Here is a 22,873-nt window from a genome sequence, read left to right on the forward strand (position 1 = left end):
AACAGGTCCATGCGTTGGCAGCCCGAACAACCCATTGAACACCGTTCAATCATTCCCGGATCACACTACACGCCAATTGAACACCGTTCAATCATCTCGGCTTCACCGCGATTGGCCGGCATGCCTCCGTCGGCGCCCGCAAACGGCAAGGGCCCGTCCAGATCGAGCCAAGAACAAATTCCTGGCGCCACCGGACGGGCCCCTTGGGCCACAGTGCCTACACGGCCGGGGTGTCGGGGTAAAGCAGCAGCTCCCCGTCCTGGACCTCGATCTTGTGCGTGCGGGCAGCCACGGTAGCCGGCAGGCAGAGTGCGGTGCCGGACTTCAGGCAGAACTTCGCCGCGTGGACCGGGCATTCCACCTCGGTGCCCTCGATCCAACCGTCGGCCAACGAAGCGGTCTCGTGGGTGCACTCGTCGTTGATGGCATAGAAGTTCCCGTCCTCGGCGTGGAACACCGCGATGTCGTCCTTCGTGCCGTTGTCTTCGGACGGAATCACGATGGCTTCGCCTTCATCGATGCTGTCGACGGAACCGATGTTTATTGCCTCGCTCATGAGGGTGCCTCCTGGTGTGCCCCGTCGCCTCCGCGCCTTGCGCGAAAGCGATGGATATAGGAAAAGATGTTGCTCCATCATCCCGCCTTTCGGCCCACGGCCCAACCGCCAAGGCTCAGTGAGTCCGCCGGGAAGATCCTGCACCCAAATTTCCCAAATACGTTTATATCTTCGGATAACACCGCATAAGGTACGGATAATGTTTTTCAATCATCACGAACGGCGGCCGAAGAACGGCAGCCATCCGCAACGATAACCGATGTGAAATCAATTTCCGGCCACCGCCAGTATCACGATGTCGTAACACCGTTCCTGCCCCGTGATTACGCGGGCCAATCGATATCCACATGGTCACAAATCATGAAAAAACCCTCTTATCCCTCCTCCTTTCCCGCGACGGCTGTTAGCGTGAAGGCCTAAGTCTCATCCGTTGCGAGAGGCTCACCAGCCGAGCGCAACGGCCACGTGAACAAGAATGCACAAATCGTGTTGCCGGTTCTTCTGCGCGACACGTGGATGGAACCTCGCATGAACTCAGCACCAGGGACGGCTTCACCGGCCCTACGTGTCGCCAATGCCTACAAGGTGTTCGGACGTAGACCCCAAGAAGCGGTGAAGGCCCTCAAGGACGGCAAAACCCGCAAGGATGTGGCCGCGATGGGCACCGCGGCCGTCATTGACGCCTCGTTTGATGTCAAGCCGGGTGAAATCTTCGTCGTCATGGGACTGTCCGGCTCGGGCAAGTCGACGTTGATCCGGATGCTCAACGGCCTATGGCCCATGACCAGCGGCTCGGTCCACATCGGCGACATAGACATTTCCAAGATCTCCGGCAAGCGCCTGCGTGAGGTTCGGCAAAAGAGCATATCGATGGTGTTCCAGCACTTCGCCTTGCTCCCGCACCGCACCGTGCTGGAAAATGCCGCCTACGCCCTCGAGATCCAAGGCGTAGACAAGAAGAAGCGCACCGAACTGGCCACCGCGATGCTCGATACGGTGGGGCTCACCGGCTGGGGAGACAAGTACCCCGGACAGCTCTCCGGCGGCATGAAGCAGCGCGTCGGCTTGGCCCGGGCTTTGTGCTCGGAAACCGACATCCTGCTGATGGACGAGGCGTTCTCCGCACTCGACCCGCTGATCCGCCGCGACATGCAGGAACAACTCGCTTCCCTGCAGGCGGACCTGGGCAAGACCATCATCTTCATCACTCACGACCTGAACGAGGCTATGTTCCTCGGGGACCGCATCGCGGTGATGCGCGACGGGGAAATCGTGCAGATCGGCACCCCCGACGAGATCCTCACCTCCCCCGCCAACGACTACGTGGCATCCTTCGTCCGCGACGTGGACCGCACCCGCGTGCTCACGGCCGGCGCTGTCATGGAGAATCCGCGCGCAGTCGTTTCGATCAGCGGCGGAGCACGCGCTGCCCTGTTGACCATGCGTGGGCAGCTGACCTCCGGCGCGTTTGTCATCGACCGCAACCGCAACTTCCGCGGCATCGTCACCGACCGTGAGACCCAGGCCCTTGCCGACCGCGGCGGATCGGACCTCACCGAGATCCTGACCCGGACCGAGGACGCAATTTCCGCCGACACCGCGCTCAACGACCTCTTTGGCCGCGCAGTGGAAAGCAACACCCCCCTACCGGTCGTCGATGAGCAGGGACGGCTGGTCGGTGCCGTGGCCCGGGCAACGTTGTTGGCGGCCTTGGGCAACGTGCCGTCCACCACCAGCTCCATGGAGATCCTCGAGCCGGGCCAAACCGCCGGAAGCGACGACGGCAGCCAGAAACCAGGTATTTTCACCCAGGAGCCATCCGGTGAAGAGGGAGGCACTCTCTAATGGACGACTTGTTCCGGATTCCCGTCGGCAAATGGGCGGAAACAGCCCTCGACTGGATCATCGCCAACCTCGGCGCTTTTTTCGACGGCGTCAAGGCCTTCTTCGCCGAGTTCTACAACGGACTGGACTGGGTCCTGTCCACCCCTCCCTTCTGGGCCATCATCGTCGTTCTCGCGGCTCTGGCCTTCTGGCTCAAGGGCTGGAAACTGTCCTTGGGCACCATCATCGGGTTCCTGCTGATCTACGGCATGAACCAATGGGACAACGCCATGGATTCGCTGGCCCTGGTACTCGTGGCCTCCCTGGTGGCAGTGATCATCTCCGTGCCTTTGGGAATAGCCGCAGCCAAGTCCACGGCCGTCTCCAGCGTCGTCAAGCCTGTCATGGACTTCCTTCAGACCATGCCGGCCTTCGTCTACCTGATTCCGGTGCTTTTGTTGCTGGGCATCGGACCGGTTCCCGGCATCGTGGCGACCATCGTGTTTGCCCTGGCGCCAGGCGCCCGTTTCACGGAACTGGGCATCCGCTCCGTGGACAGTGAAGTGGTCGAGGCCGGCCAGGCCTTTGGCGCTTCGCCCATGCGCATCCTGCGCCAGATCCAGATCCCGCTGGCGATGCCCACCATCATGGCGGGCATCAACCAGATCATCATGCTCTCCCTGTCGATGGTCGTCATTGCCGGCATGGTGGGTGCCGGCGGCCTCGGTGGCGCGGTCTACTCGGCCCTGACCGGGTTGAACACGCCGCTCGGTGTGGAATCCGGCCTCGCCGTTGTCATCCTGGCGATCTTCCTCGATCGCATCACCGCTTCGCTGACCCACGTCAAGAAGCACGTCCCAGCGTAACCAGTTCCCCATTTTGCGGCTCCCGCGAAGTTGGGGACCATCAAGAAAGGCAAATTTCATGAAGAAGAAACTCGTATCATTCATGGCCCTGGCTGCCGCCTCGGCACTGGCCCTGACCGCCTGCGGATCCGGCGACGCCGGATCGGAAGCCTCTGGCTCACCGGGCGGAGACAAGAAGGAACTGACAATTGGCGTGTTCGCCGGCTGGGACGAAGGCATTGCCGTGTCCAACCTGTGGAAGAGCATCCTCGACAAGGAAGGCTACGATGTCACATTGACCACCGCCGATGCGGCACCGGTCTTCACGGGCATCACCACCGGCGACTTCGACATGACCATGGATGTCTGGCTTCCGGACACCCACAAAACGTACCTGGAAAAGTACGGCGACAAGATGCAGGAACTGGGCACCTGGAACGAAAACGCCAAGCTGACAGTGGCCGTGAACAAGGACGCCGACATCACGTCCCTGGACGAGCTCGCCAGCAAGGCCGACATGTTCGACAACCGAATCGTGGGCATCGACCCGGGTGCGGGGTTGACCGCCGCCATGAAGGACCGTGTCATCCCGGAATACGGCCTGGACAAGATGGAATTCGTGACATCCTCGACCACGGCAATGCTGACCCAGCTGAAGAAGGCAACCACCGACGGGGACAACATCGCGGTGACGCTGTGGCGTCCGCACTGGGCCTATGACGCGTTCCCGATCAAGGACCTCGAAGACCCCAAGGGCGCCTTGGGTGCAGCCGAGCACATCAGCACCTACGGCAGCCTGACCTTCAAGGACGACTTCCCCACCGTTGCGGGCTGGATGAAGGACTTCAAGATGGATGACGAGAAGCTCTTCTCCCTGGAAAACGCCATGTTCAACCAGGACGAAACCCAGGACTACGGTCCGATCGTCGAGAAGTGGATCGGCGAAAACCAGGAATGGGTCGATTCGCTGACCGCGAAGAAGTAGCCGCGCAGCACCTGCTCCAGGGGCCCGGGCCGTCCGGGACACCGCCCAACACCGCGGTGTCCTTGGAAGGCCCGGGCCCTTCGCCGTCTCCGTCCGGTCCTTCCGCGCGGCCTAAGGTGGGCACTAGACTCGGGCCATGACGGCTCATTGGCCTGTGGCCGGCCCCCGGATGGATCGCCGCACGGTATTGGCCCTTGGCGGAGCCCTCGGCCTGGCCGCCGTGGCCGGATGTTCCCGTCCGCAAAATCCCATCGGTACGGCCACGCCCGGCCCCGTGCCCACCGGCACAGATCCCCGGCGAATGCTCAAGGCCAGCGGCCTTGACACACCCTGGTCCTTGGTCCGCACCGCGGACGGGCGCATCCTGGTCTCCGAGCGCGACACCGCCCGGATCCTGGCGCTCTCCCCCGACGGCGTCCTCGCGCCCCTGGTGCATCTGCCCCAGGTGGTCGCCGGTGGCGAAGCGGGGCTGCTGGGGCTCGAGATCATCGCCGCATCCGGCGAGGCTGAATGGCTCTACGCCTATCTGGGCACCGAAACCGACAACCGTGTGGTGCGCCTGGAGTTGCGCGGCTCCGGCGTCGGACCTGCCGAAGACATCCTCACCGGCATCCCCCGGGCCAACATCCACAACGGCGGGCGCCTCAAGAAGGGCCCGGACGGCCTGCTCTACATCGGCACCGGGGACGCCACCGACCAGGAGGCGGCCCAGGACCCGTCCCGGCTCAACGGCAAGATCCTGCGCATCAATCCCGACGGAAGCATCCCCGGGGCCAACCCCTTTGCCGGTTCCCCGGTCTATTCCTACGGGCACCGCAATGTCCAGGGGCTCGGCTGGGATTCGAGGGGCAGGCTGTGGGCCAGTGAGCTGGGCCCGGAGAAGAACGACGAGGTGAACCTGATCGAGCCTGGCAAGAACTACGGGTGGCCGGAGGCCACAGGGGTGGCCCACGACGCGCGTTTCGTCAACCCGATCCATGTGTGGCCCAGCCCCGCCGACGCCTCACCGAGTGCGCTGGCCGTTGCCGGGGACATTGCCTATGTGGCCTGCCTGCGCGGAGAGAGGCTGTGGGAGTTGCCGCTGCCGAACGGTGATCCGCCCGCCGGCGGAACACTGCCGGGAGCCCGTGCCTTGCTGTCCGGCCAGGAAGGCCGGCTGCGCGATGTGCTGGTGGTCGGGGATGAATTGTGGGTGGCGACCAACGAGGGCGAGGACTCGAGGATCATCGCCCTTGAGCTTCCCGTCGCCTAGTTACAGGTGGGCAACGATGCCCAAGACCTTGCTGAGGATGAAGCCGGCCACCAGTGCCGCGGCGGTCCAGTACAGGAAGCGCACCTGTGAACGGGGCTTTTCCAGCTGCCAGGAGCCGGTCTTGTCGTCCCGGTAATACACCAGGGCGTGGCCGTCGGGCGCCCGGGGGCTTTCCAGCACCAGCAGTTCGCTGCGGACGGTGCCGTCGGAGGTGTGGAAGACCAGGCATTCCTGGCCCTCGAGCACCGCAATCTCATAGTCGGCGGTCTTCCATCCTGCATCCCGGCGGCGTTCGGCCAACGCGAAGCCATAGAATCCGGCCGCGGCAATCAGCGCCACCCACCCAATGAGGTCGAGTGCCGGGCCCAGGCTGGTCAGCAGGTCTTGCACGTTCCCATCTTATGGTCTGGAGCTTCCCGGCACAGTATCGGGTTGCCGACGCAACCCGGCGGACCTACCTGCTGAAGGTCCCGAGCACCTCGTTCAGCGCCTCGGTGGACGAGGGGTGCGTGAAGATCGAATCGCGCAGCGTGGCCGAGGTGACGCCCTGGCGCATGGCCAGGGCGACCAGGTTGATGACCTCCTGCGAATCCACATGCATCAGGGCAGCGCCAAGGACCAGGTCCGTGTTGGCATCGACCACGAACTTGATGATGCCGCGGGGATCGCCCACAATCTTGGGCCGCGGCATCGCGGCGATCTCGGCGACCTTCTTGACGGCGACCTTGATGTCCAGTCCCCGGGCACGGGCCGCCTCCTCGCTGAGCCCGACGCGCGCCAACGGCGGGGTGGTGAAGATGGTGGAGGGAACCGCCACGCGGTCGGCGGTGGAACGTGTTCCGGCGCCCAGGATCGCATCGGCGACGATCCTGTTGTCATCCAGGGAAACGTAGGTGAACTGGGGTCCGCCGTTCACGTCGCCCAGCGCGTACACGCCCTCGGCGGTCGTGCGGAGGTGCTCGTCCACCTTGATGGCCCCGGAATCCGTGCGCTCGATTCCCGCGGAGGCCAGGTCCAACCCGTCGGTGGCCGGGGTGCGGCCCAGGGCGATGAGTACGGCGTCGGCCTCGATCTCGTGTGTCTGGCCGTCTTGCACGTAGGAAACCCGGGCGCTGCCGGCGTCCTGTCCGATGCCCTGCACGCTGGCGCCGGTGCGGACCTCGACGCCCACATCCCCAAGCGCGCCGATGACCTCGGCGGCCACGTCTTCGTCTTCCTTTTTCAGCGCCCGGGGCCCGCGATCCAGCACCGTGACCTTCGATCCGAAGTGCGCGAACATGGATGCGAACTCCGTGCCGACGTATCCGCCGCCGACCACCACCAGGGATTTGGGCAACGGCGCGTGCTGCAGCGTCGTGGAGTCGTGGATCCGCCCGCCGATGCGCACGCCGCCGAGGTCCGGGACCTGCGGCACGGCTCCGGTGTTGATGATGATCCGTTTGGCGCCCAGCTCCAGGGTCTCGTCGCCGGCCTGGATCCTGATGCGGCGCGGGCCGATGAAGGCGGCCCGCCCGGTGATGGTCATGACCGAATCAAGGTCATCGAGCATGGAGAAGTTCTTGGCCCGCATGGCGGCGGTGAGCTTGTCCCGGCGCTGCACGGCCGTGTCGAAGTAGCCGGGATCGAACCCGTTGCCGGTGCGGGTCTCCGCGTCGTGGATCAGGGCCTTGGTGGGAACGCAGCCGATGTTGATGCAGGTGCCGCCATACATCCGGTCCGAGGCCTCGACGATGGCCACGCGTTGCCCGGCGCGGGCCATGGTCCCGGCCAGGGTCTTTCCGCCCTTGCCCCAGCCGATGACAATCAGATCCAGTTCGTGTTCCATCAAGCCGTCCTTGCTTCGGGAATTATCGTGTTGACTAGACTCGAGTGTGCTCCGCCGCGGTGCGGGCGGTCAAGAAACCAGGGTTCTTCACAGGCAACCCGTTGAAACGCTGCTCCCAAGCCGTTGAAATGCTGACCTCTATTCGGCCACCTTGAACACGCCTTGGGCACCGCGTTCGGCATCGACCATAATGTGGGAAACGAAGGGATAGGTTCCTGCCTCGGGGAACCGGAGCTCCACGAATCCGCCCTGCGCCACGCCGAGCGCCAGCGCCTGGCTTCCGCCGCCCCCACCCTCGCGGTCATCGAGCAGGTAGTTTCCCTCGAGCCAGGTGGTGTCGAATTGCCCGCCGATCACGTGGAAGGAGGAGGCCCGGTTGGGCCCGACATCCAGCAGCCAGATCCGCACGCGTTCCCCGACCCTGGCCGGCAGCGGCCGGTGCACGTATTGCTTCGCGTAGCCGTTGAAGACCACCAGGTCCGGCTTCTCCGCGGCCAGCTTCGCGGTGTCGACCTCAGCGCCCTGGGCGCCCAGATAGAACTCGGACTGGGCCAGCACGTAGGAGCGGTCCACCTCGGGCAATCCCTCGGGCTCGATCACCACGGTGCCGAACATGCCGTTGGCGATGTGCGCGCTCATGGGCATGGTCGAGCAGTGGTACATCCAGATCCCCGCCCGGGTGGCGGTGAACGCGTAGCGCAGCGATTGGCCGGGCTGGATGGTGCGCATGGGCTCGTCCGGTGCCAGCGCACCGGCATGGAAGTCGATGGAGTGGCCCATGGTTCCGTCGTTGACCAGCGTGATCTCGAACCTGTCGCCGACCCGGCCGTGCAGCAGCGGGCCCGGCGCGGTGCCGTTGAAGGTCCAGAGTTTTTGCCGCACTCCCGGGGAGACCTCGGCAATTGCTTCCTGCGCGGTGAACGTGGCCTGGTGGACAACGGGCTTGCCGTCCTTCGGCCGTGGCGGAAGCACGGGCAGCGACGCGTCATGCGCGGTGAAGGACGCATCGGGTTCTGCCATCAAGTCTAGCGGGGCGCCTGGGGCCAACGGGGCCTGGGACGCCGGCTGGTGCAAGGACCCGTGGCCCGGGTCAGCCGCTCCGGGATCGACGCCGGGTGCCGCGGGCGTGCCGGTGGCCTTGATGTCCAGCACCATGCCCATTTGCCTGTGGCCCACGATCGAACACCAGGCCGAGACATCGGAGGTGATGACTCCGGCGTCCACGGTGGCGCTTTGGCCCGGGGCCAGCCGACCGCTGTTTGCCCCGGTTGCCAGCACCAGGTCGTGCGTTTCGGTGGCATCGGTGTTGGTCAGCTCGATGACCAGATGCGTGCCGGCGGGAACCTCGATGCTGGAGGGGGTGAAGCGCATGTCGGCGGCCTGGACCTCCACTGTCATGGTTTCGGCCGTGGTTGCCGGTGCCGCTGTGCCGGCTTCGGGAGGGGCGGGCGGTGCGGCGATGCCGGAGGCCGCCGGGTCGATGGCCACTCCCACCGCGATGGCCAGCACCACGGCGACGAGTCCGGCCATGGCCTGGCCAGCACGCTGGCCCGCGGGGCGCTCCCCTTCCGGTTCCAGGCGCACCCGTGGGGCCGGGGTTCCGGCGGGCAAGCCCAGGGCCTTGATGCCTGCGGCCGCCTTGGCCTTGGCACCGCGGTGGGCCCGCAGGGCCATAAAGAGCAGCAGGAGGAAGCTTGCCATGGCCACCAGGTACAGCCCCGAGCACAGCACCCGAACCAGCGAGGGAACCGGCAGCGCACACACCAGCAGCGCGGCATTCGCGGTGGACACGCGCAGCACCGCCCCGCGGTCCAGCACCGTGGTCGCGGCCCTGACCGGGGCCGGACCGCCACCCAGGACCACCGGCACCAGGTAGGACAGCGCACCGAGCAGCACCTGCGCGGCGAACCCGGCCACCAGGAACGGGGTGATGGAGGCAAACTGGCGGCCGACCACCTGCCAGTCGCCGGTGCCCAGCAGGGAAACGACCAGGGCCACCAGGCACCCGATCCACCAGCTGACAGCGCCCAGCACCGAGAGCGTGGAGAAGGTCTTCGGCGGCTTGTTCCGAGCGACCTGGATGAAGGAGGACGCCATCATGCCCAGGCCCGCGATGTAGCCGAGCAGGCCCGCCGCGGCCACGGGCAGGAGACCGAATCCGGCGCCGAGCGCCGCGGCCAGGGCGGAGGCAATGAGCACCGGCAGGGCCCGCCGGGAATTGGCCGCGGCCTGGTCGGCGATCCTGGTGCGCAGCATGGTGGGCCAGAGCGTGACCAGGGTTCCCGCCACCGTCAGGCCCACCCATCCCAGGACGTTGAGGAACGCGTGGGCCAGGGTGACCTGCTCATGGGTCGGCGAGCCGGTGCCATGGGCCAGCACGGTGCCCAGCACCGCCCCGACGGGCAGGAAGGCGGCCGCGGCGATGTAGTACTTCACGGTTGCGCCAAAGCGGGAAGGCAGGGCGCGCCGCATGCGGGCGAGCAGGTCCACCCCGTGCCAGATCACGGCCCCTGCCACCAGTGCGGCCCCGGTCGCGGTGACGGGCCAGAAGCTGGACAGCACCCCGGTGACCACCACGACGGTGCCGGCGTTGAGCATGAGAAGCCGCCAGTTCTGGGTGGCCCGGTCATGGGGCCGGGCCGGGGTGCGCAGCAGGGCGATGGCAAAGTACTGGGACCAGACCAGGATCGCGTGGGAGATCGCGCCGAGCAGCAGCAGGTGGATCATGAGCCAGCGGGGCGCGGGGATCTGGCGGTGGACCAGCGTGGCAGCCACGAGGAGAACCAGCCAGAAGGACACCGGCAGATCGCGCATGGGCCAGAAGCCCCTGGAAGGGTTCTTGCTCATCATTCTGGCTTCCGTAGAGTTATCGGTAGGCCGGAGCGCGGAGGTTGCGCTGCGGGGTTGGTGTCGGGCAATGGTCTTGCCACCTCCGGCGGGCCGATGCCCAGCAACTTGGGCGCAAGCAAGGATTTGCCGGGTCCGGGAGGCTCAGCGGCAGGCGGCGCTGGTGCCACAGTCTTCGGCCGGGGCTCGCCCATCAGCACGGAGGCGACGGCCAGGACCAGGAAAAGCAGCAGAGCCAGGACGTTGGCCGCGCCCCCGGCGCGCCAGGCCCAGTCGTATCCCAGTCCGTTGCCGATCCACAGCCGCAACGCCAACCCCACCCACAGCAAGGTCGCCGGGACCCACATCATCGGGCGATAGGGCAAGGGGCGGCGCAGGATCGCGGGAAGGATGCTCGAGGAGTGTGCAATGACCATCGAGATCGTGAATCCCAGGAACACTGCGTGGATGACGGTGTCGTAGGCGGCCCGGGTGGCAGGGAATCCGAAGCACCAGGTGATAGCGGCAACCAGCAGCCATCCGTAGCCGGCGAGGATGCAAGTGGCCATGAACCGGGTGGCTCCGGTGGCGCGGATGGTGCGGCGGGCAACGTCGTGGGCGGCCAGCCACAACACCAGCACGGCAAGGACCAGGCCGAACCCGACTGATCCCCACGCCGGGTTCAGCAACGAGGCCGCCACCGCGAAGGTGAGCAGCCAGGACAGCTGGAGCGCCCGGGTTCCGGCCAGCGGACCCGTGGAGATGCGTGCCAGTTCCACGCGCTCGCCCGCGATGCTCAGCACCAGGAAGGCTGCCAGCCAGGGCAGCAACAGGGCCATTTCCACCCCGCCGAGCCACAGGATCGCGGCACCTGTGCCCAGTGCAGCACCCAGCAGCTGGATGAGCACGGAGTGGTCGCGCTGTCGGCGCCAGATCGGCAGGTAGACCCACACCAGGGCCGCCATCCCGGCGAGCAGGCCCAGCTTTCCGGCGTAACGCGGCACGTTGGAAAGCAGCAGGAGAGATCCGACCCCCAGCAGCAGCGGGCTGAGGTAGCCGGCGCGCCGACCCAGGGCCACCGCGCGTTCAAGAGCGACCAAGGTTCCCACGAACCCCAGGGCCAGCACCATGCCGTGGACCTCGCTCCAGTGGGCTGCGTTCAGCGGAGCGGGCAAATCCAGGAGAAGCAAGGCTGCGTTCAGCCCGGCCAGCAGGCTCGCGGCAGCGGGCACCATGAACAGGGTGCGTGCCGGGATCGGCCGGGGCTTGGCTTGGATGGATTTTCGGGCGGCATTCATCCGGAGGGGGTTTCGCTGGCTGCGGCGCGCAGGTGCAGGGCGCACTGGCCGGGTGCCGAAAACGGCAACAGGGTGCTGGAGGAGCCGTCGAGTCCCATCTCTGCGAAGGCCCCCTGGATGATCCCCAGGTGGACGCCACAGACGATGTCCGGGTGCTTGCTGGCCGCTTCAATGAGCGGACAGCGGGTCAGCACCACGTGTTCGTTGGAGGCATCGGGTTCAGGGGCGAATCCGACTTCTTCAAGCATGTCGACCAGGTGGGACCGGGCCGCCTCCGCCGGGCGGTCGCCATGGTGCTCGCCTTGTTGCTTGAGCGTCAGTTCCCTGCCCCAAACCTTGCCTGCACCCACCGCATCCTGGACCGGATGCGCACTTGTTTCATGCAACACGGTGGCCAGGGCGGAGGCCAGGGAGGCATAGGGCGAATGCTCGATGGGTTTCTTGGCTTCCCAGAGCCATGCGGGACGGCCACGGCCTTCCGAGACGGCGCGCTCGCGGCTCAGGTAGCCGTCGCGCAACAGATCCTCGAGATGAGCCCGGACGGTGTTTTCATGCAGCCCACAGGCGCGCGTGATGGCAGCGATCGTGGCGGGGGCCGATTGCGCTTCCAACAGCTCAAGGATCCGCAGGCGCGTGGGCGAGAGCGGGCGCCCGAAAGACGTGCGTCTGGTCCGGGCCGGTGAACGATCCGAGGGACCGGTCACGGGGTGGCCAAGGGAGCAAATGACAGGCGACGGCGACTACGATTGTTTTCCACGTAGTTAACTGTAATAAAATGATTCGAAGGTTACCAGTCGACGCTGGAAACCGAGACCCCACTTGATCAAAGGAACCCCATCATGGCTGACATTGTTATCTCCTCCAGCAAGGAAGAAGCCGAGAAGCAGACCCAACCCGCGGCCCACGAGTGCGCCTGCGGCGATCATGATGCCGAACTTCCGGAGCTTGACGCCCGGTCCATCCCACACGCGATCCGCCACGCCACGATCTTTGGAGCCCTGGATTCCCTTGCCGCGGGTGCCGGCCTGGTCCTGGTGGCGCCGCACAACCCCCTGCCGCTGCTGGACCAGCTCGAAAGCCGGGCGCCCGGCGCATTCGAGATCAGCTACCTCGAAGAGGGGCCGGAGGCCTGGCGCCTGCAACTGGTGCGCAAGGCCTAGAAACCCCGGAGGAAGACCTATGGGGCCCGGCCGACACGGCCTGACCCCACAGCTCCGAGCCTTGGCACGCCCGATGCCGGCGCGCCAAGCATGCGTTCGCTATTGCCCGGCGCTGTCCGCTCCGGCGATATTGACCATCCAGTCGACGCCGAACTTGTCGGTGAGCATGCCGAACCAGTCGCCCCACGGGGCCTGAGCGAGTTGCTCTCCGATCTTGGCTCCGTCGCTGAGCTTCTCCCAGTAATTTGTCAATTCTTCCTTGTCGTCGCCGCTGAGGGTGACGGAGATGGCGGTTCCTCCCTTCCATTCCATGGAAGCGGGGGTGTCGGCGGCCATCAGGTTCAAGCCGTTGGGTGCACGCAGGTGCCCGTGCATGATCTTGTTGTTGTCGTCGTCCGGGTAGTCCGTCTTGGCGAACTCGAAGTCCGCGAAGGGACGAAGGTCCAGCTCGCCACCGAAGACCGACTGGTAGAACTCGAGCGCGGGACGCGCCGTGTCGCGGAAGCTGATGTAGGGGTTGAGGATCGTGGCCATGGTGTTCTCCATCGTTTGGCGGGGTTCAACAACTAGCAATTCTGCCCGGCACACCCGCTCCCCGGAACCCTTGCGGGCGGATGTTTGCCGGGTATCCGCCGGGAAACGGGCAGAGGCGAATGGTGCCGCGGCCCCGCCCGCTTCGAAGCAGGGCTTGGCAACGGTCGCCCCGATGCCGCACCACGGGAAATCCCGCGGCAACAAGGACGTCGAAGCGGAAAATCGCAACTAAAATGAATGACATGACTTCACCGTTTTCCGATTCCCGCCCCGACCCGGGATCGGCCACCGACTCCACCGCACTCGATCCGCTGATCGAGGATGTGGAAAAAGAGTTCTCCATGATGGTCGTCAAGGCGCGTCAGGCCATCCGCAGGCGCGCCGCTTCCGTCCACCCGGAGCTCCAGCCCTTGGGCTACAAGGTGCTCTCCATCCTGGCCCGCGAGCAGGCCCAGCAACAGATCATCCTGGCCGAGGAACTCCAGGTGGACAAGGCCACCATGAGCCGGATGATCAAGTGGCTCGAGGCCAAGGAACTGGTGACCCGTGTCCCGGATCCGGATGACGGACGGGCCATGCTGGTCAGCATCACCGACGCGGCGCGGGCCGGTGTGATCGCCTCGAGCGCCGCTTCGCGCCAGCTGCTGCGCAACCGGCTGATTTCCTGGGAACCCGAGGAAATCAAGCGTTTCTCGGACCTGCTGGCCCGGCTCAATGCCAACGACCAGCCCCAACACGGCAAATAACTTGGCTCCATGGATTTCCCGGCCCCGGCCCTTCGCACAGAAGGGCCGGGGCCTCTTTCATGCCCAGCGCCAGAGGCGCCCGCTTGGTACCGAGGACCACACGTGCATCAAGGCCGGAGTCTCCGGCACACCAGGCCGTCGAGCAGTTCGAAGATTATTCGCATACCTCCATTGAAGCGGCCATTCCCATTCGCCAAACAGCCTCATGTCGCGGCACCAGCGGGCACTTGTTCGACGAAAGCCGATTTTGTCGTGACGATTTGTTAAGCACCCGCCTTGCCTCCGTGGTGCGGCTTCGGGAAGACTCATCAGCAGAATCACGAGTTCCCGCCATTCACGACCCTGGTCGGCGGGACGGCAACCCTCTTCGTCATAGCGGGGTGCTCCAGGTGAAGATTCGACGCCGCCCAACCGGGCCGGCGTAAGTATGGCGTCGTGCGAGCGCATGCGCCAACCACGAAAGGATCCGTTTCCCATGTCCGAAACCCTGATCGAAGACACCCTGGACTCCGTTCGCGCCGAGAAGCTCACCGCAGCCGGCACCGCGTGGGGCGAGCGCATCTCGCAGAACACCGCCAGCGCTGCCCTGACCTTCAAGGCCAGCGGCGTGTCCACCGGATCGGTCTCCAGCGAGATTACCGCCGGCAAGCACCGCTTCATCGTCGACGAGCCCGAGGCACTGGCCGGGGACGACGTTGCAGCCAGCCCCGTCGAGTTCGCCTTGGGCGCGCTGATCTCCTGCCAGGTTGTGGTCTACCGCCTCTACGCGCACCAGTTGGGCCTGAAGATCGACTCGCTGGAAATCAACGCCGATGCGGACCTGGATGTGCGCGGGCTGTTCGGCATCGAGAAGACCGTCCGCCCCGGCTTCGGCGAGGTCCGCCTCACCGTGAAGATCCAGGGCCCGGAAACCCGCGAGCGCTACGAAGAGCTCCAGGCTGCCGTGGACGAGCACTGCCCGGTTCTGGACATCTTCACCAACCCGACGCCGGTGAGCGTCGAATTGGTCACCGCAAGCTAGCGCCACCATGATCCGGCCGTGGGCCGGTGCCGATCGAGGGGATCGGCACCGGCCCGCGGCTCTTGGTTTCCACCCGCGCCCGGGTGCCGGTTATCCCTCGGTCGAGGTGATCTCGTTGGGCACCTCGGGCAGGTCGACGGTGCCGGACACCTTGCCGGCCTTCAGGTCCACGAGGTGTAGCTGCTTGCTTTCCGGCTCGGTGACATAGGCGATTGGGCCGGAAACGTGCACCGCCGGACGCGGCTGCTGCCAGTCGACCGGCTCCTCCCACGCCTCGACCACCGCGATGGCCGTCTTTTCCTTGCCCGTCTTCACGTCGTAGACGTGCAGCTTGCCGTCGGTGCCCAGCAGCAGTGCGTCACCCGAGGCGCTGCGGGCCAGGGAGCGGAACGAGTAGCTGTAGTCGATGTCGATGAGTTTCAGGGAATTGGACGCGGTGTCCGTCAGCGAAAAGGTGCGCGGGCGTTCAAGCTCGGCGTCCTTGTCCGTCTTGTAGTCCCCGAGCACCACGGTGGAGGCCGCGGATCCGGCCTGGTTGCCGATCCGCCCGTACGCGTCCGGGGCGTCAAGCTTGGCAATCTTGTCGCCCTTGATGACCAGGATGCCGTCCTCGCAACCCACCACCATGGCCTCGTCCTTGGCGACAGCCTCGCCGTGGACACCCGGGCACTGCGTGGACTCGGACACCGTGGTGCGTCGGTGTCCGGCGTCCGGGGCGGAGAGCAGCTTCACCGCGTTGACGGCCTCGGCATTGCCGTCGGTGACCATCAGCGTCCCGTCCCCGCGCCGCACGGCCACGCCGTGGTGGGCTTCGGGCAGTGCAACGTCGTCGGTGCGCGGCAGTTCATGGTTGGCGAGCTTGGCGGATTCGAAGATGTTGATCTTGCCGGTGGCGTCGTCAAAGAGGGCTGTGTGCCCGGCATGGACCACCGCGTGCCCGGGCTTCCCGGCCGGGAACACCAGCTCGGTCAGCGACGGTTCGGAGACGTAGTGGTGCGAGTGCTCCCCGTGCTTCTCGGACCAGGCCCCGGCATCCAGGACCCTGAATCCCCCGGCGGTGGAGACGAGCACCCGGCGGCCGTCGCCCGCGGGATTGACGCGGTTGAAACCCGCAAGCTTGTGCTCCGAGAGGACCGAGCCGTCGCGCGCATCGGCAACCAGCAGCCCCCCGTCGTAGGTCAGCACGAGCCGCGGCGTGGCCGAGCCTGCCTCGGACACCACCGGAGCCGGGGCCGATGGCGCGGCCTCGCTTCCGGGTGCGGCCGTGCCGGGGGCCGCGGAGGCACATCCGGCCAGCAGCGTCCCGGTGGCCAGGACCGCCAGCGCTCCCCACCGCCTGCGCCTGAGACGGACAGTCGAATGGGCAAGGGCAAGGGGCTTGTTGGGTGTTTTGTGATGTGACATGGCGACAACAGTAAGTTAAATGAGAATCATTCGCAAAAGCGAATCTGTTGCATCCCACCCGCCGGCCACGCAGAAGGGCGGGCGGCACCATGTCCGGCGGGCGCCGGAGGCGGCTACCTGCCCATGTCGGTCTCCTTGTAGGGAACGCCCGGCTTGTCGTACGTGGTCCAGATCCCCACCTGGCGACCTCGGTCCATGGCCCCGGAACGCATGCGTGTTCCGTCGACCCTGAACCATTCCCAATCCCCTGCATTTCCCCCTCCAGCATGAAGCCGCGCGCCCACGGGCTGCCGTCCTTGTGGAGCTTTTCAAAGGGTTCCGGTTCCGGCCTGCTTGCCGCGTTTTCCGTGGTCATGATCGAATCGTGTCGCAGGCCCTGGTCCGCTCCTCCTCCCAGCACGCGCCCGGGGATCCAAAAAGCATCAAAGAACTCTTTCACTTGGTGGATCCGCTCGGTAGTATCAGCCCCACGTGCCCCCGGCCTGCGCCATCGGACGGGAACACGCCACTCGTCACTATTCTTGAGGGAGAACCACGTGTCCGAGAAACATCAAATGCGGCGCAGCGCCCTGGTCGCGGCCGCAGCACTCACGCTCATGGCATCCACCGCCGTAGCCGGGCCGGCCACGGCCGCCCCGGAGAACCCAAGCGCACAGGGACAGGCCAGCAAGCAGGAGAACGCGCCGTCCACCTCCATCGAGCTGGTGGGCATCAATGACTTCCACGGCCGCATCGAGGCCAACGGCGCCGAGGCCGGAGCCGCAGTGCTGGCCGGAGCCGTAAAGGACTACAAGTCCAAGAACCGCAACACGCTCTTCGTCTCGGCGGGCGACAACATCGGTGCCTCCACCTTCACGTCCTTCTCCCAGCAGGACAACCCCACCATCGACGCATTGAAGGCCGCGGGGCTTGATGCCTCCGCGGTCGGGAACCACGAGTTCGACCGCGGCTTCGACGACCTGCTCAACCGGGTCATCCCCCGCTATGGCAACGGGGACGCTGCAGCCGGGGCCGACTACGCACTGGGCGCAAACGTGTACCTGAAAGGAACCAAGACCCCGGCGCTGAAGGAATACACGCTCAAGAAGCTCAACGGCGTCACCGTCGGCCTGATCGGCACCGTGACAGACCAGACCGCCTCGCTGGTCACCCCGGCCGGCATCTCCGGACTGGACTTCGGTGACCAGGTCGAGGCGGCCAACCGGGTCGCCGCGCAGCTGAGCGACGGGGACAAATCCAACGGCGAGGCCGACGTGCTGGTGCTGCTCACCCACGAAGGCTCGTCAAGCAGCAATTGCGCCAGCATCGGCACCGAGGACACCGCCTACGGGGACCTGGTCCGCGAGGCCTCGGGAGAGATCGACGGAATCGTTTCCGGCCACACCCACATCGGCTACTCCTGCGCTTACCCGGTCCAGGGCTGGGCCAAGGGGCTTGAGCGCCCGGTGCTCCAGGCGCACCAATACGGCACCACGCTCGATACCCTGAAGATCACCGTCTCCAAGAAGCACAAGCAGGTCACCGGCCTTGAGGGCGGGCTGATCTCGCTGACCACCATCGCCTCCGACGGCACCACGGTGCCGCGCTTCGAAGCCGTGCCCGGGGTCGCCAAGATCGTCGAGGCAGCCAGTCGGCAAGCCGAGGTCGTCGGCGCCCAGAAGATCGGCAACATCAGCGCCAGCATCCTCCGCGGCGGAACCAACGGCTCGGACCGCGGCGTCGAATCCTCCCTGGGCAACCTCGTGGCCGACATGCACCTGTGGGCGACGTCCAACGAGAACTTCGGCGGCGTCCCCGCACAGATCGCCTTCATGAATCCCGGCGGCCTGCGCGCGGACCTGCTCTACGGCACGGACGGAACCGTGACGTACAAGGATGCGGCTTCCGTGCAGCCCTTCGGCAACACGCTGTTCACCATGGACTTGACCGGCGCGCAGATCAAGTCGGTGCTCGAGGAGCAGTGGCAGCCCGACGGCGCGAGCCGACCCAAGCTGCACCTGGGCATTTCCGGGGGCTTCAGCTACACCTACAACCCGAATGCGGCGCGCGGGGAGCACATCGTTTCGATGAGCTACCAGGGGGAACCCGTCGCCAACGACGCGGTGTTCCGCATTGTCACCAACTCGTTCCTGGCCGCCGGCGGAGACAACTTCTTCACCTTCGCCCAGGGCGCCAACGTGGCCGATTCGGGCCAGATCGACCTCGTGGCCGGCATCGAGTACTTCCAGGCGCACCCGATGGTTGATCCTGCGCCGCTGGGCCGGGCGCAGGTCGCCCAGTAGACAGGGCAGGCAAAAGCGAGCCTCCACCCGGCGGAGGGTCGCTTTTGCCTGCCGAGACCATTCGGCACGGCGGAATTCCACCTTCATGGACCCGGCGACTCCCAGGCCAGACACCTCCCCTGCAGCCATCGGGACCCGGAATCCTCCGTGGCAGATCCCGGAACTTCCCAGAGCCACCAGCCAGGTCGCGGGCGCCGCCCGCCGACGGGGCCCAACGGCTGGCACGATTCCCCTTTTGTGACAATTACGCGTCATAATAGGACGAATCCGCATCATCAAAAGCGGCGTCGCCTTCATGACCAGGGGCCCTTGGCCGGCGCTTGAAGACGGCTCATCAGAGTCCGACAGACTCCAGGTCAACGACTGTGGCATGGTCTTGATCCAGTTAGACCATTCGCCGGGAAGCCGTCTGTGCATCAGCAACGCTGTGTCTTGAGACACGCAAGAGTAAGGTCATTCGTTCCATCATCTGTGGCTCACGGCCCCGGATTCGCACCGCCGCAGCTCGTGCGCTACTGTCCCCCGGCTCCCAAAACGGCTTCCTTTCCGGCTTTCGCCGTCGACCGCACGGCGACCCCGGGCGCATTGCCCGGACCGGTGCCGATAGCACCCCGTGGCCCGAATGTGAGCCGGGTCGCATCGATGCCCCCGGGTGGTGTTGCATGACATCCATGAGCAGAACTTCAACAGAAATCCGGCCGGCTGCAACGGCGCAACCGGCAGCTTCCCTGGCCAACGGGGCCGACACCGGTCCCGGCAGGCCGGACAACGAACTCAAGCGCGGGCTCAGCAGCCGCCACCTGCAGATGATCGCCATCGGCGGTGCGATCGGCACCGGGCTGTTCGTCGCCTCCGGCGGCACGATCTCCCAGGCCGGCCCCGGCGGCGCACTGGTCGCCTACGCATTGGTCGGCCTGATGGTGTTCCTGTTGATGCAGTCCCTGGGCGAGATGGCAGCCAAGATCCCGGTCGCCGGTTCCTTCCAGACCTTCGCCACCCGCTTCGTCTCCCCCTCCTTCGGGTTCGCGATCGGCTGGAACTACTGGTTCAACTGGGCCATCACGGTGGCCGCCGAATTGGTCGCCGCTGGGATCATCATGGACTTCTGGTTCCCGTCGGTGCCCGGGTGGGTCTGGGCCGGGGTATTCCTGCTCGTGCTCACCGGCCTCAACGCCCTCTCGGCCAAGGCCTTCGGCGAATCCGAGTTCTGGCTCTCGCTGATCAAGGTCGCGGCCGTGGTGCTCTTCCTGATCGCCGGGGTGCTGATGATCTTCGGCATCCTCGGGGACAACTCCCCCGGGCTGAGCAACTGGCAAAACCGCGAGGACGTCTTCCACGGGGGCTGGGTCTCGATCATCTCGGTCTTCATGATCGCCGGGTTCTCCTTCCAGGGCACCGAGCTGGTCGGCGTGGCCGCCGGCGAGGCGAAGAACCCCCGGCGCGAGGTCCCCCGGGCCATCCGCAACGTCTTTTGGCGCATCATGATTTTCTACATCGGCGCCATCTTCATCATCGGCTGCCTGGTCCCCTTCACCGACCCGAGCCTGCTGGCCTCCGGCGAGGCCGACGTCGCGGCATCCCCGTTCACCCTGGTCTTTTCCCGCGCCGGCATTGCCTTTGCCGCGGCGCTGATGAACGCGGTCATCCTCACCGCCATCCTGTCGGCGGGCAACTCCGGGCTGTATGCCTCCACACGCATGCTTTATTCCATGGCCCACGACGGCAAGGCACCGAAGATCTTCGGTCGGACCAACTCGCGCGGCGTGCCGATTCCCGCGCTGCTGGCCACCGCCGCGGTGGGACTCTTCGGGTTCCTCTCCGCCATCGTCGGCCAGGGCGCCGCCTACGCCTGGCTGTTGAACGTCTCGGGCCTGTGTGGCTTCATCGTCTGGGCCGGGATCGCGATCTCGCACTACCGCTTCAGGCGCGGCTTCCTGGCCCAGGGCAACAAGGTCAGCGACCTGCCGTACCGCGCTTCGTTCTTCCCCATCGGGCCGCTGCTGGCGTTCGCGGTGCTGATCCTGGTGATCGCCGGGCAGAACTACGAGGCGGTCCTTGCCGGGCGGGGCATGGAGGTGCTCTCCTCCTACATCGGCCTGCCGATCTTCCTGGGACTGTGGCTCGTCCACCGCTTTGTCACCAAGTCCAAGGTGGTGCCATTGCTCGAAATGGACCTGGCCGCGCCGCAGGACGTCGAAGACGAGCTCGCCTCCAAGGCGTAGCCCGGCCTCGTCGGCCGGGGAACCTACTGCACGCGCTGCGGGGTTCCCCGGCGATAGCCGCTGGCCACGACACCGAGCCAGAGCTGGATTCCGGCAACGAGAATCAGCAGCAGCAACGGCAAGGTCCAGTCGCCGCTGAGAGAGTACAACAGGCCCATGCCGAACGGCCCGCTGGTGGCCACCAGGTACCCGACCGCCTGGGCCAGGGTGCTCATTGCGGTGGTTTCTTCGGAGGTGTCCCCGCTGTAGGAGATCACCAGCAGCACCAGCGGGAACACGGAGAACCCGATTCCCATGGCCACCGCGCACAGCCAGGCGAACGAGAGCGGCAGCCACACCAGGCCCGCCAGTCCTGCGGCGACCATGACCGAACACATGATGAAGGCACCGCGCAGCTTGCCGTGCTTGTTGACGAGCCAGAGGGAAAGCATGGTTGCGGGGATCGTCATGGCCTGCAGCGCCCCCAGGATGATCCCGGCATCGGCGGGCGACATGGACCGCGAGATCAGGATGCTGGGCAGCCAGCTCATCATGGCGTAGGCCATCAGTGCCTGGACGGTGAAGAGCCCGGTGATGACCATCCCGCGCCGGGTGCGGATGAGCGAGAGCGGGCTGACCCCCGATGGCGACGGCGCGGCGGCGCGGTCCGCGCGGGCCATGACCATGAACGGCAGGAACGCCAGCACGGCGGCCACCGCCAGGAAGCTCCAGGTGGCAAGCCCCATGGTCGGCGAGCCGGCGGCCACCGCCAGGGGGACGCTCAGTGCCGAGGCGGCGGTAGCACCCACCGACATGGTGATCGTGTACAGACCGGTCATCATCGAGGTCTTCTGGGCAAAGTTCTCGCGGATAAACGACGGCATGGCAACATTGCACAGCGCAATGCCGCACATGGCCGCCACCGTTCCGGCCAGCAATGCCCACGTGGTCGGCAATGCCCTGAATGCCAGCCCGGCGGCAAGCACGCCCAGCGCGAGCAGTATCGTTCCGGAGAGGCCAAGGCGCCGGGCCAGCCACGCCGTCGCCATCCCGGCGACGGCAAAAACCAGGGTGGGGATCGATGGCAGCAGCGCCGTGACGAACGGGCCATAGCCCAGGAATTCCTGCAGGTCCAGGAAAAGCGGTGAAGCACTGGTGATGCCCGCACGCAGGTTCAGCCCGACCAGAATCACGGCGAGTAACGACAGCAACATGAACCCACGGGACGCCGGCCGCAGAACCTTGAGCGGACTGTCGGCTGCCGGATTTTCCATCTTGGACATGCTCACAGATTACTGGGCAAGCCCTTGCGGGAGACGGCGAACCGGGGGCAAGGTTGCTCACATCGACGCGGCGCTACTTACCTTGGGTTTCCGCCCGAAGGGAAATCGCGCGGCAACCCCGCGGACCAGGCCTACCTGGCTTGCGATCCCGCCGGAAGCCACAGCTGCGCCTGTTCCCCGGCTGCTTCCAGGGTGGACAGTGCCTCGCCCAGATTCACACGCGCCATGAGCAGGGCGCCCATGGTCAGCCCCGCGACGATACGGGCCCGGGCAAGAACCATCGCGTCGGTTTGCGTCGGGTCGGCTGCGCGCAGGGCGCCGGCAACGCCGTCCCGCAATTCGACCTGGTACCCATCGATCAACAGCCTCAGCGCCTCGTCGTTTCCCGCGATGCCCGCCGCAGTGTTCAGCAACAGGCATCCTCGGTTTGTGGTCTGGTCCGCCGTCTTCTCCAAGGCATCGGACAACGAGGTCAGGTAGGTCGAGATGCCCTCGGCAGGGTGTGCCGGGTTGTGCAACAGGGTCAGGCGAGGTCGCAGGATCGTATCCATGTAGTCCTGGATCACCGCGTCAAAGAGTCCCCGCTTGGAGCCAAAGCCGTGATAGATGCTTGAACGGCCAAGTCCCGTGGCGGCCTCAAGATCCGCGATGGATGTGGCGTCGAATCCCTTGTCCCAAAATACGCGCCGGGCATCGCCAAGCGCCTTGCTGGTGTCGAATTCTTGCGTTCTGGCCATGAGACCCGGATCCCCCTGCTTTGTGTAACGGTCATTCCAGTATATATTGGAACGAGCGTTACACAATCACTCATTCAACCTAGGGGCGCACCAG

General features: G+C 65.8%; 19 protein-coding genes and 1 riboswitch. Of the genes, 9 read left to right on the forward strand and 10 right to left on the reverse strand.

Going from position 1 to position 22,873, the window contains the following annotated elements; translation table 11 throughout:
* Positions 1-217: 217 nt before the first annotated feature.
* Complete coding sequence (locus tag FPY90_RS10685) at positions 218-556, reverse strand: bifunctional 3-phenylpropionate/cinnamic acid dioxygenase ferredoxin subunit (protein ID WP_071214042.1); 339 nt, start codon at positions 554-556, stop codon at positions 218-220.
* Positions 557-1,084: 528 nt separating this feature from the next.
* On the opposite strand from FPY90_RS10685, the gene FPY90_RS10690 reads away from it, so the two are divergent.
* From FPY90_RS10690 to FPY90_RS10705, 4 genes are all read left to right on the forward strand, one after another.
* Positions 1,085-2,401: a quaternary amine ABC transporter ATP-binding protein gene (locus FPY90_RS10690; protein ID WP_286135300.1), complete on the forward strand. Its 1,317-nt coding sequence runs from the start codon at positions 1,085-1,087 to the stop codon at positions 2,399-2,401.
* Positions 2,401-3,246, forward strand: coding sequence for an ABC transporter permease (locus FPY90_RS10695; protein ID WP_071214043.1), 846 nt, complete (start codon positions 2,401-2,403; stop codon positions 3,244-3,246). The genes FPY90_RS10690 and FPY90_RS10695 overlap by 1 nt, the downstream gene beginning before the upstream one ends.
* A 58-nt stretch (positions 3,247-3,304) precedes the next feature.
* On the forward strand, positions 3,305-4,210 hold the full coding sequence (locus FPY90_RS10700) for a glycine betaine ABC transporter substrate-binding protein (RefSeq protein ID WP_071214044.1): 906 nt from the start codon (positions 3,305-3,307) through the stop codon (positions 4,208-4,210).
* A 274-nt stretch (positions 4,211-4,484) separates the two neighbouring features.
* Positions 4,485-5,462 carry a PQQ-dependent sugar dehydrogenase gene (locus FPY90_RS10705; protein ID WP_498680882.1) on the forward strand — a complete coding sequence of 326 codons (978 nt, stop codon included), beginning with the start codon at positions 4,485-4,487 and terminating at the stop codon, positions 5,460-5,462.
* Here the strand turns inward: FPY90_RS10705 and FPY90_RS10710 are convergent, their stop codons facing one another.
* From FPY90_RS10710 to FPY90_RS10730, 5 genes are all read right to left on the reverse strand, one after another.
* Positions 5,463-5,852, reverse strand: coding sequence for a hypothetical protein (locus tag FPY90_RS10710; protein ID WP_071214046.1), 390 nt, complete (start codon positions 5,850-5,852; stop codon positions 5,463-5,465).
* Between the two features lie 64 nt (positions 5,853-5,916).
* On the reverse strand, positions 5,917-7,287 hold the full coding sequence (locus FPY90_RS10715) for an FAD-dependent oxidoreductase (protein WP_498680884.1): 1,371 nt from the start codon (positions 7,285-7,287) through the stop codon (positions 5,917-5,919).
* 138 nt (positions 7,288-7,425) lie between these two features.
* Positions 7,426-10,134, reverse strand: a complete 2,709-nt coding sequence (locus FPY90_RS10720) for a multicopper oxidase domain-containing protein (protein ID WP_498680885.1) — start codon at positions 10,132-10,134, stop codon at positions 7,426-7,428.
* Positions 10,134-11,411 carry a DUF8744 domain-containing protein gene (locus FPY90_RS10725; protein ID WP_498680887.1) on the reverse strand — a complete coding sequence of 426 codons (1,278 nt, stop codon included), beginning with the start codon at positions 11,409-11,411 and terminating at the stop codon, positions 10,134-10,136. The genes FPY90_RS10720 and FPY90_RS10725 overlap by 1 nt, the downstream gene beginning before the upstream one ends.
* Positions 11,408-12,022 carry a helix-turn-helix transcriptional regulator gene (locus tag FPY90_RS10730; protein ID WP_498680889.1) on the reverse strand — a complete coding sequence of 205 codons (615 nt, stop codon included), beginning with the start codon at positions 12,020-12,022 and terminating at the stop codon, positions 11,408-11,410. Before FPY90_RS10730 ends, FPY90_RS10725 begins: the two co-directional genes overlap by 4 nt.
* A 228-nt stretch (positions 12,023-12,250) precedes the next feature.
* Here FPY90_RS10730 and FPY90_RS10735 point away from each other — a divergent pair, with 228 nt between their 5' ends.
* On the forward strand, positions 12,251-12,571 hold the full coding sequence (locus tag FPY90_RS10735) for a DUF2249 domain-containing protein (protein WP_071214051.1): 321 nt from the start codon (positions 12,251-12,253) through the stop codon (positions 12,569-12,571).
* A gap of 99 nt (positions 12,572-12,670) precedes the next feature.
* Here the strand turns inward: FPY90_RS10735 and FPY90_RS10740 are convergent, their stop codons facing one another.
* Positions 12,671-13,105, reverse strand: coding sequence for a VOC family protein (locus tag FPY90_RS10740; RefSeq protein WP_498680891.1), 435 nt, complete (start codon positions 13,103-13,105; stop codon positions 12,671-12,673).
* Positions 13,106-13,347: 242 nt separating this feature from the next.
* On the opposite strand from FPY90_RS10740, the gene FPY90_RS10745 reads away from it, so the two are divergent.
* Positions 13,348-13,851: a MarR family winged helix-turn-helix transcriptional regulator gene (locus FPY90_RS10745; RefSeq protein WP_498680893.1), complete on the forward strand. Its 504-nt coding sequence runs from the start codon at positions 13,348-13,350 to the stop codon at positions 13,849-13,851.
* A 315-nt stretch (positions 13,852-14,166) separates the two neighbouring features.
* Positions 14,167-14,285: riboswitch (SAM riboswitch) on the forward strand.
* Positions 14,286-14,326: 41 nt separating this feature from the next.
* Positions 14,327-14,872: an OsmC family protein gene (locus FPY90_RS10750; protein ID WP_498680895.1), complete on the forward strand. Its 546-nt coding sequence runs from the start codon at positions 14,327-14,329 to the stop codon at positions 14,870-14,872.
* Between the two features lie 90 nt (positions 14,873-14,962).
* On the opposite strand, the gene FPY90_RS10755 is transcribed toward FPY90_RS10750, so the two are convergent.
* On the reverse strand, positions 14,963-16,276 hold the full coding sequence (locus FPY90_RS10755) for a hypothetical protein (protein ID WP_498680897.1): 1,314 nt from the start codon (positions 16,274-16,276) through the stop codon (positions 14,963-14,965).
* A gap of 536 nt (positions 16,277-16,812) precedes the next feature.
* Between FPY90_RS10755 and FPY90_RS10760 the strand changes: the two genes are divergently transcribed.
* Together FPY90_RS10760 and FPY90_RS10765 are read left to right on the forward strand one after the other, a co-directional pair.
* Positions 16,813-18,558: a bifunctional metallophosphatase/5'-nucleotidase gene (locus FPY90_RS10760; protein ID WP_498680898.1), complete on the forward strand. Its 1,746-nt coding sequence runs from the start codon at positions 16,813-16,815 to the stop codon at positions 18,556-18,558.
* Between the two features lie 662 nt (positions 18,559-19,220).
* Positions 19,221-20,780: an amino acid permease gene (locus FPY90_RS10765; RefSeq protein ID WP_498680900.1), complete on the forward strand. Its 1,560-nt coding sequence runs from the start codon at positions 19,221-19,223 to the stop codon at positions 20,778-20,780.
* A 23-nt stretch (positions 20,781-20,803) separates the two neighbouring features.
* On the opposite strand, the gene FPY90_RS10770 is transcribed toward FPY90_RS10765, so the two are convergent.
* The gene (locus tag FPY90_RS10770) at positions 20,804-21,973 is read right to left on the reverse strand and encodes an MFS transporter (protein ID WP_498680901.1); all 1,170 of its coding nucleotides are present in this window, start codon (positions 21,971-21,973) and stop codon (positions 20,804-20,806) included.
* Positions 21,974-22,173: 200 nt separating this feature from the next.
* Positions 22,174-22,779, reverse strand: a complete 606-nt coding sequence (locus tag FPY90_RS10775) for a TetR/AcrR family transcriptional regulator (RefSeq protein ID WP_071214057.1) — start codon at positions 22,777-22,779, stop codon at positions 22,174-22,176.
* Between the last annotated feature and the right edge of the window lie 94 nt (positions 22,780-22,873).

This window comes from Arthrobacter sp. C2 (assembly GCA_024207135.1).
Classification (GTDB): Bacteria; Actinomycetota; Actinomycetes; order Actinomycetales; family Micrococcaceae; genus Paeniglutamicibacter.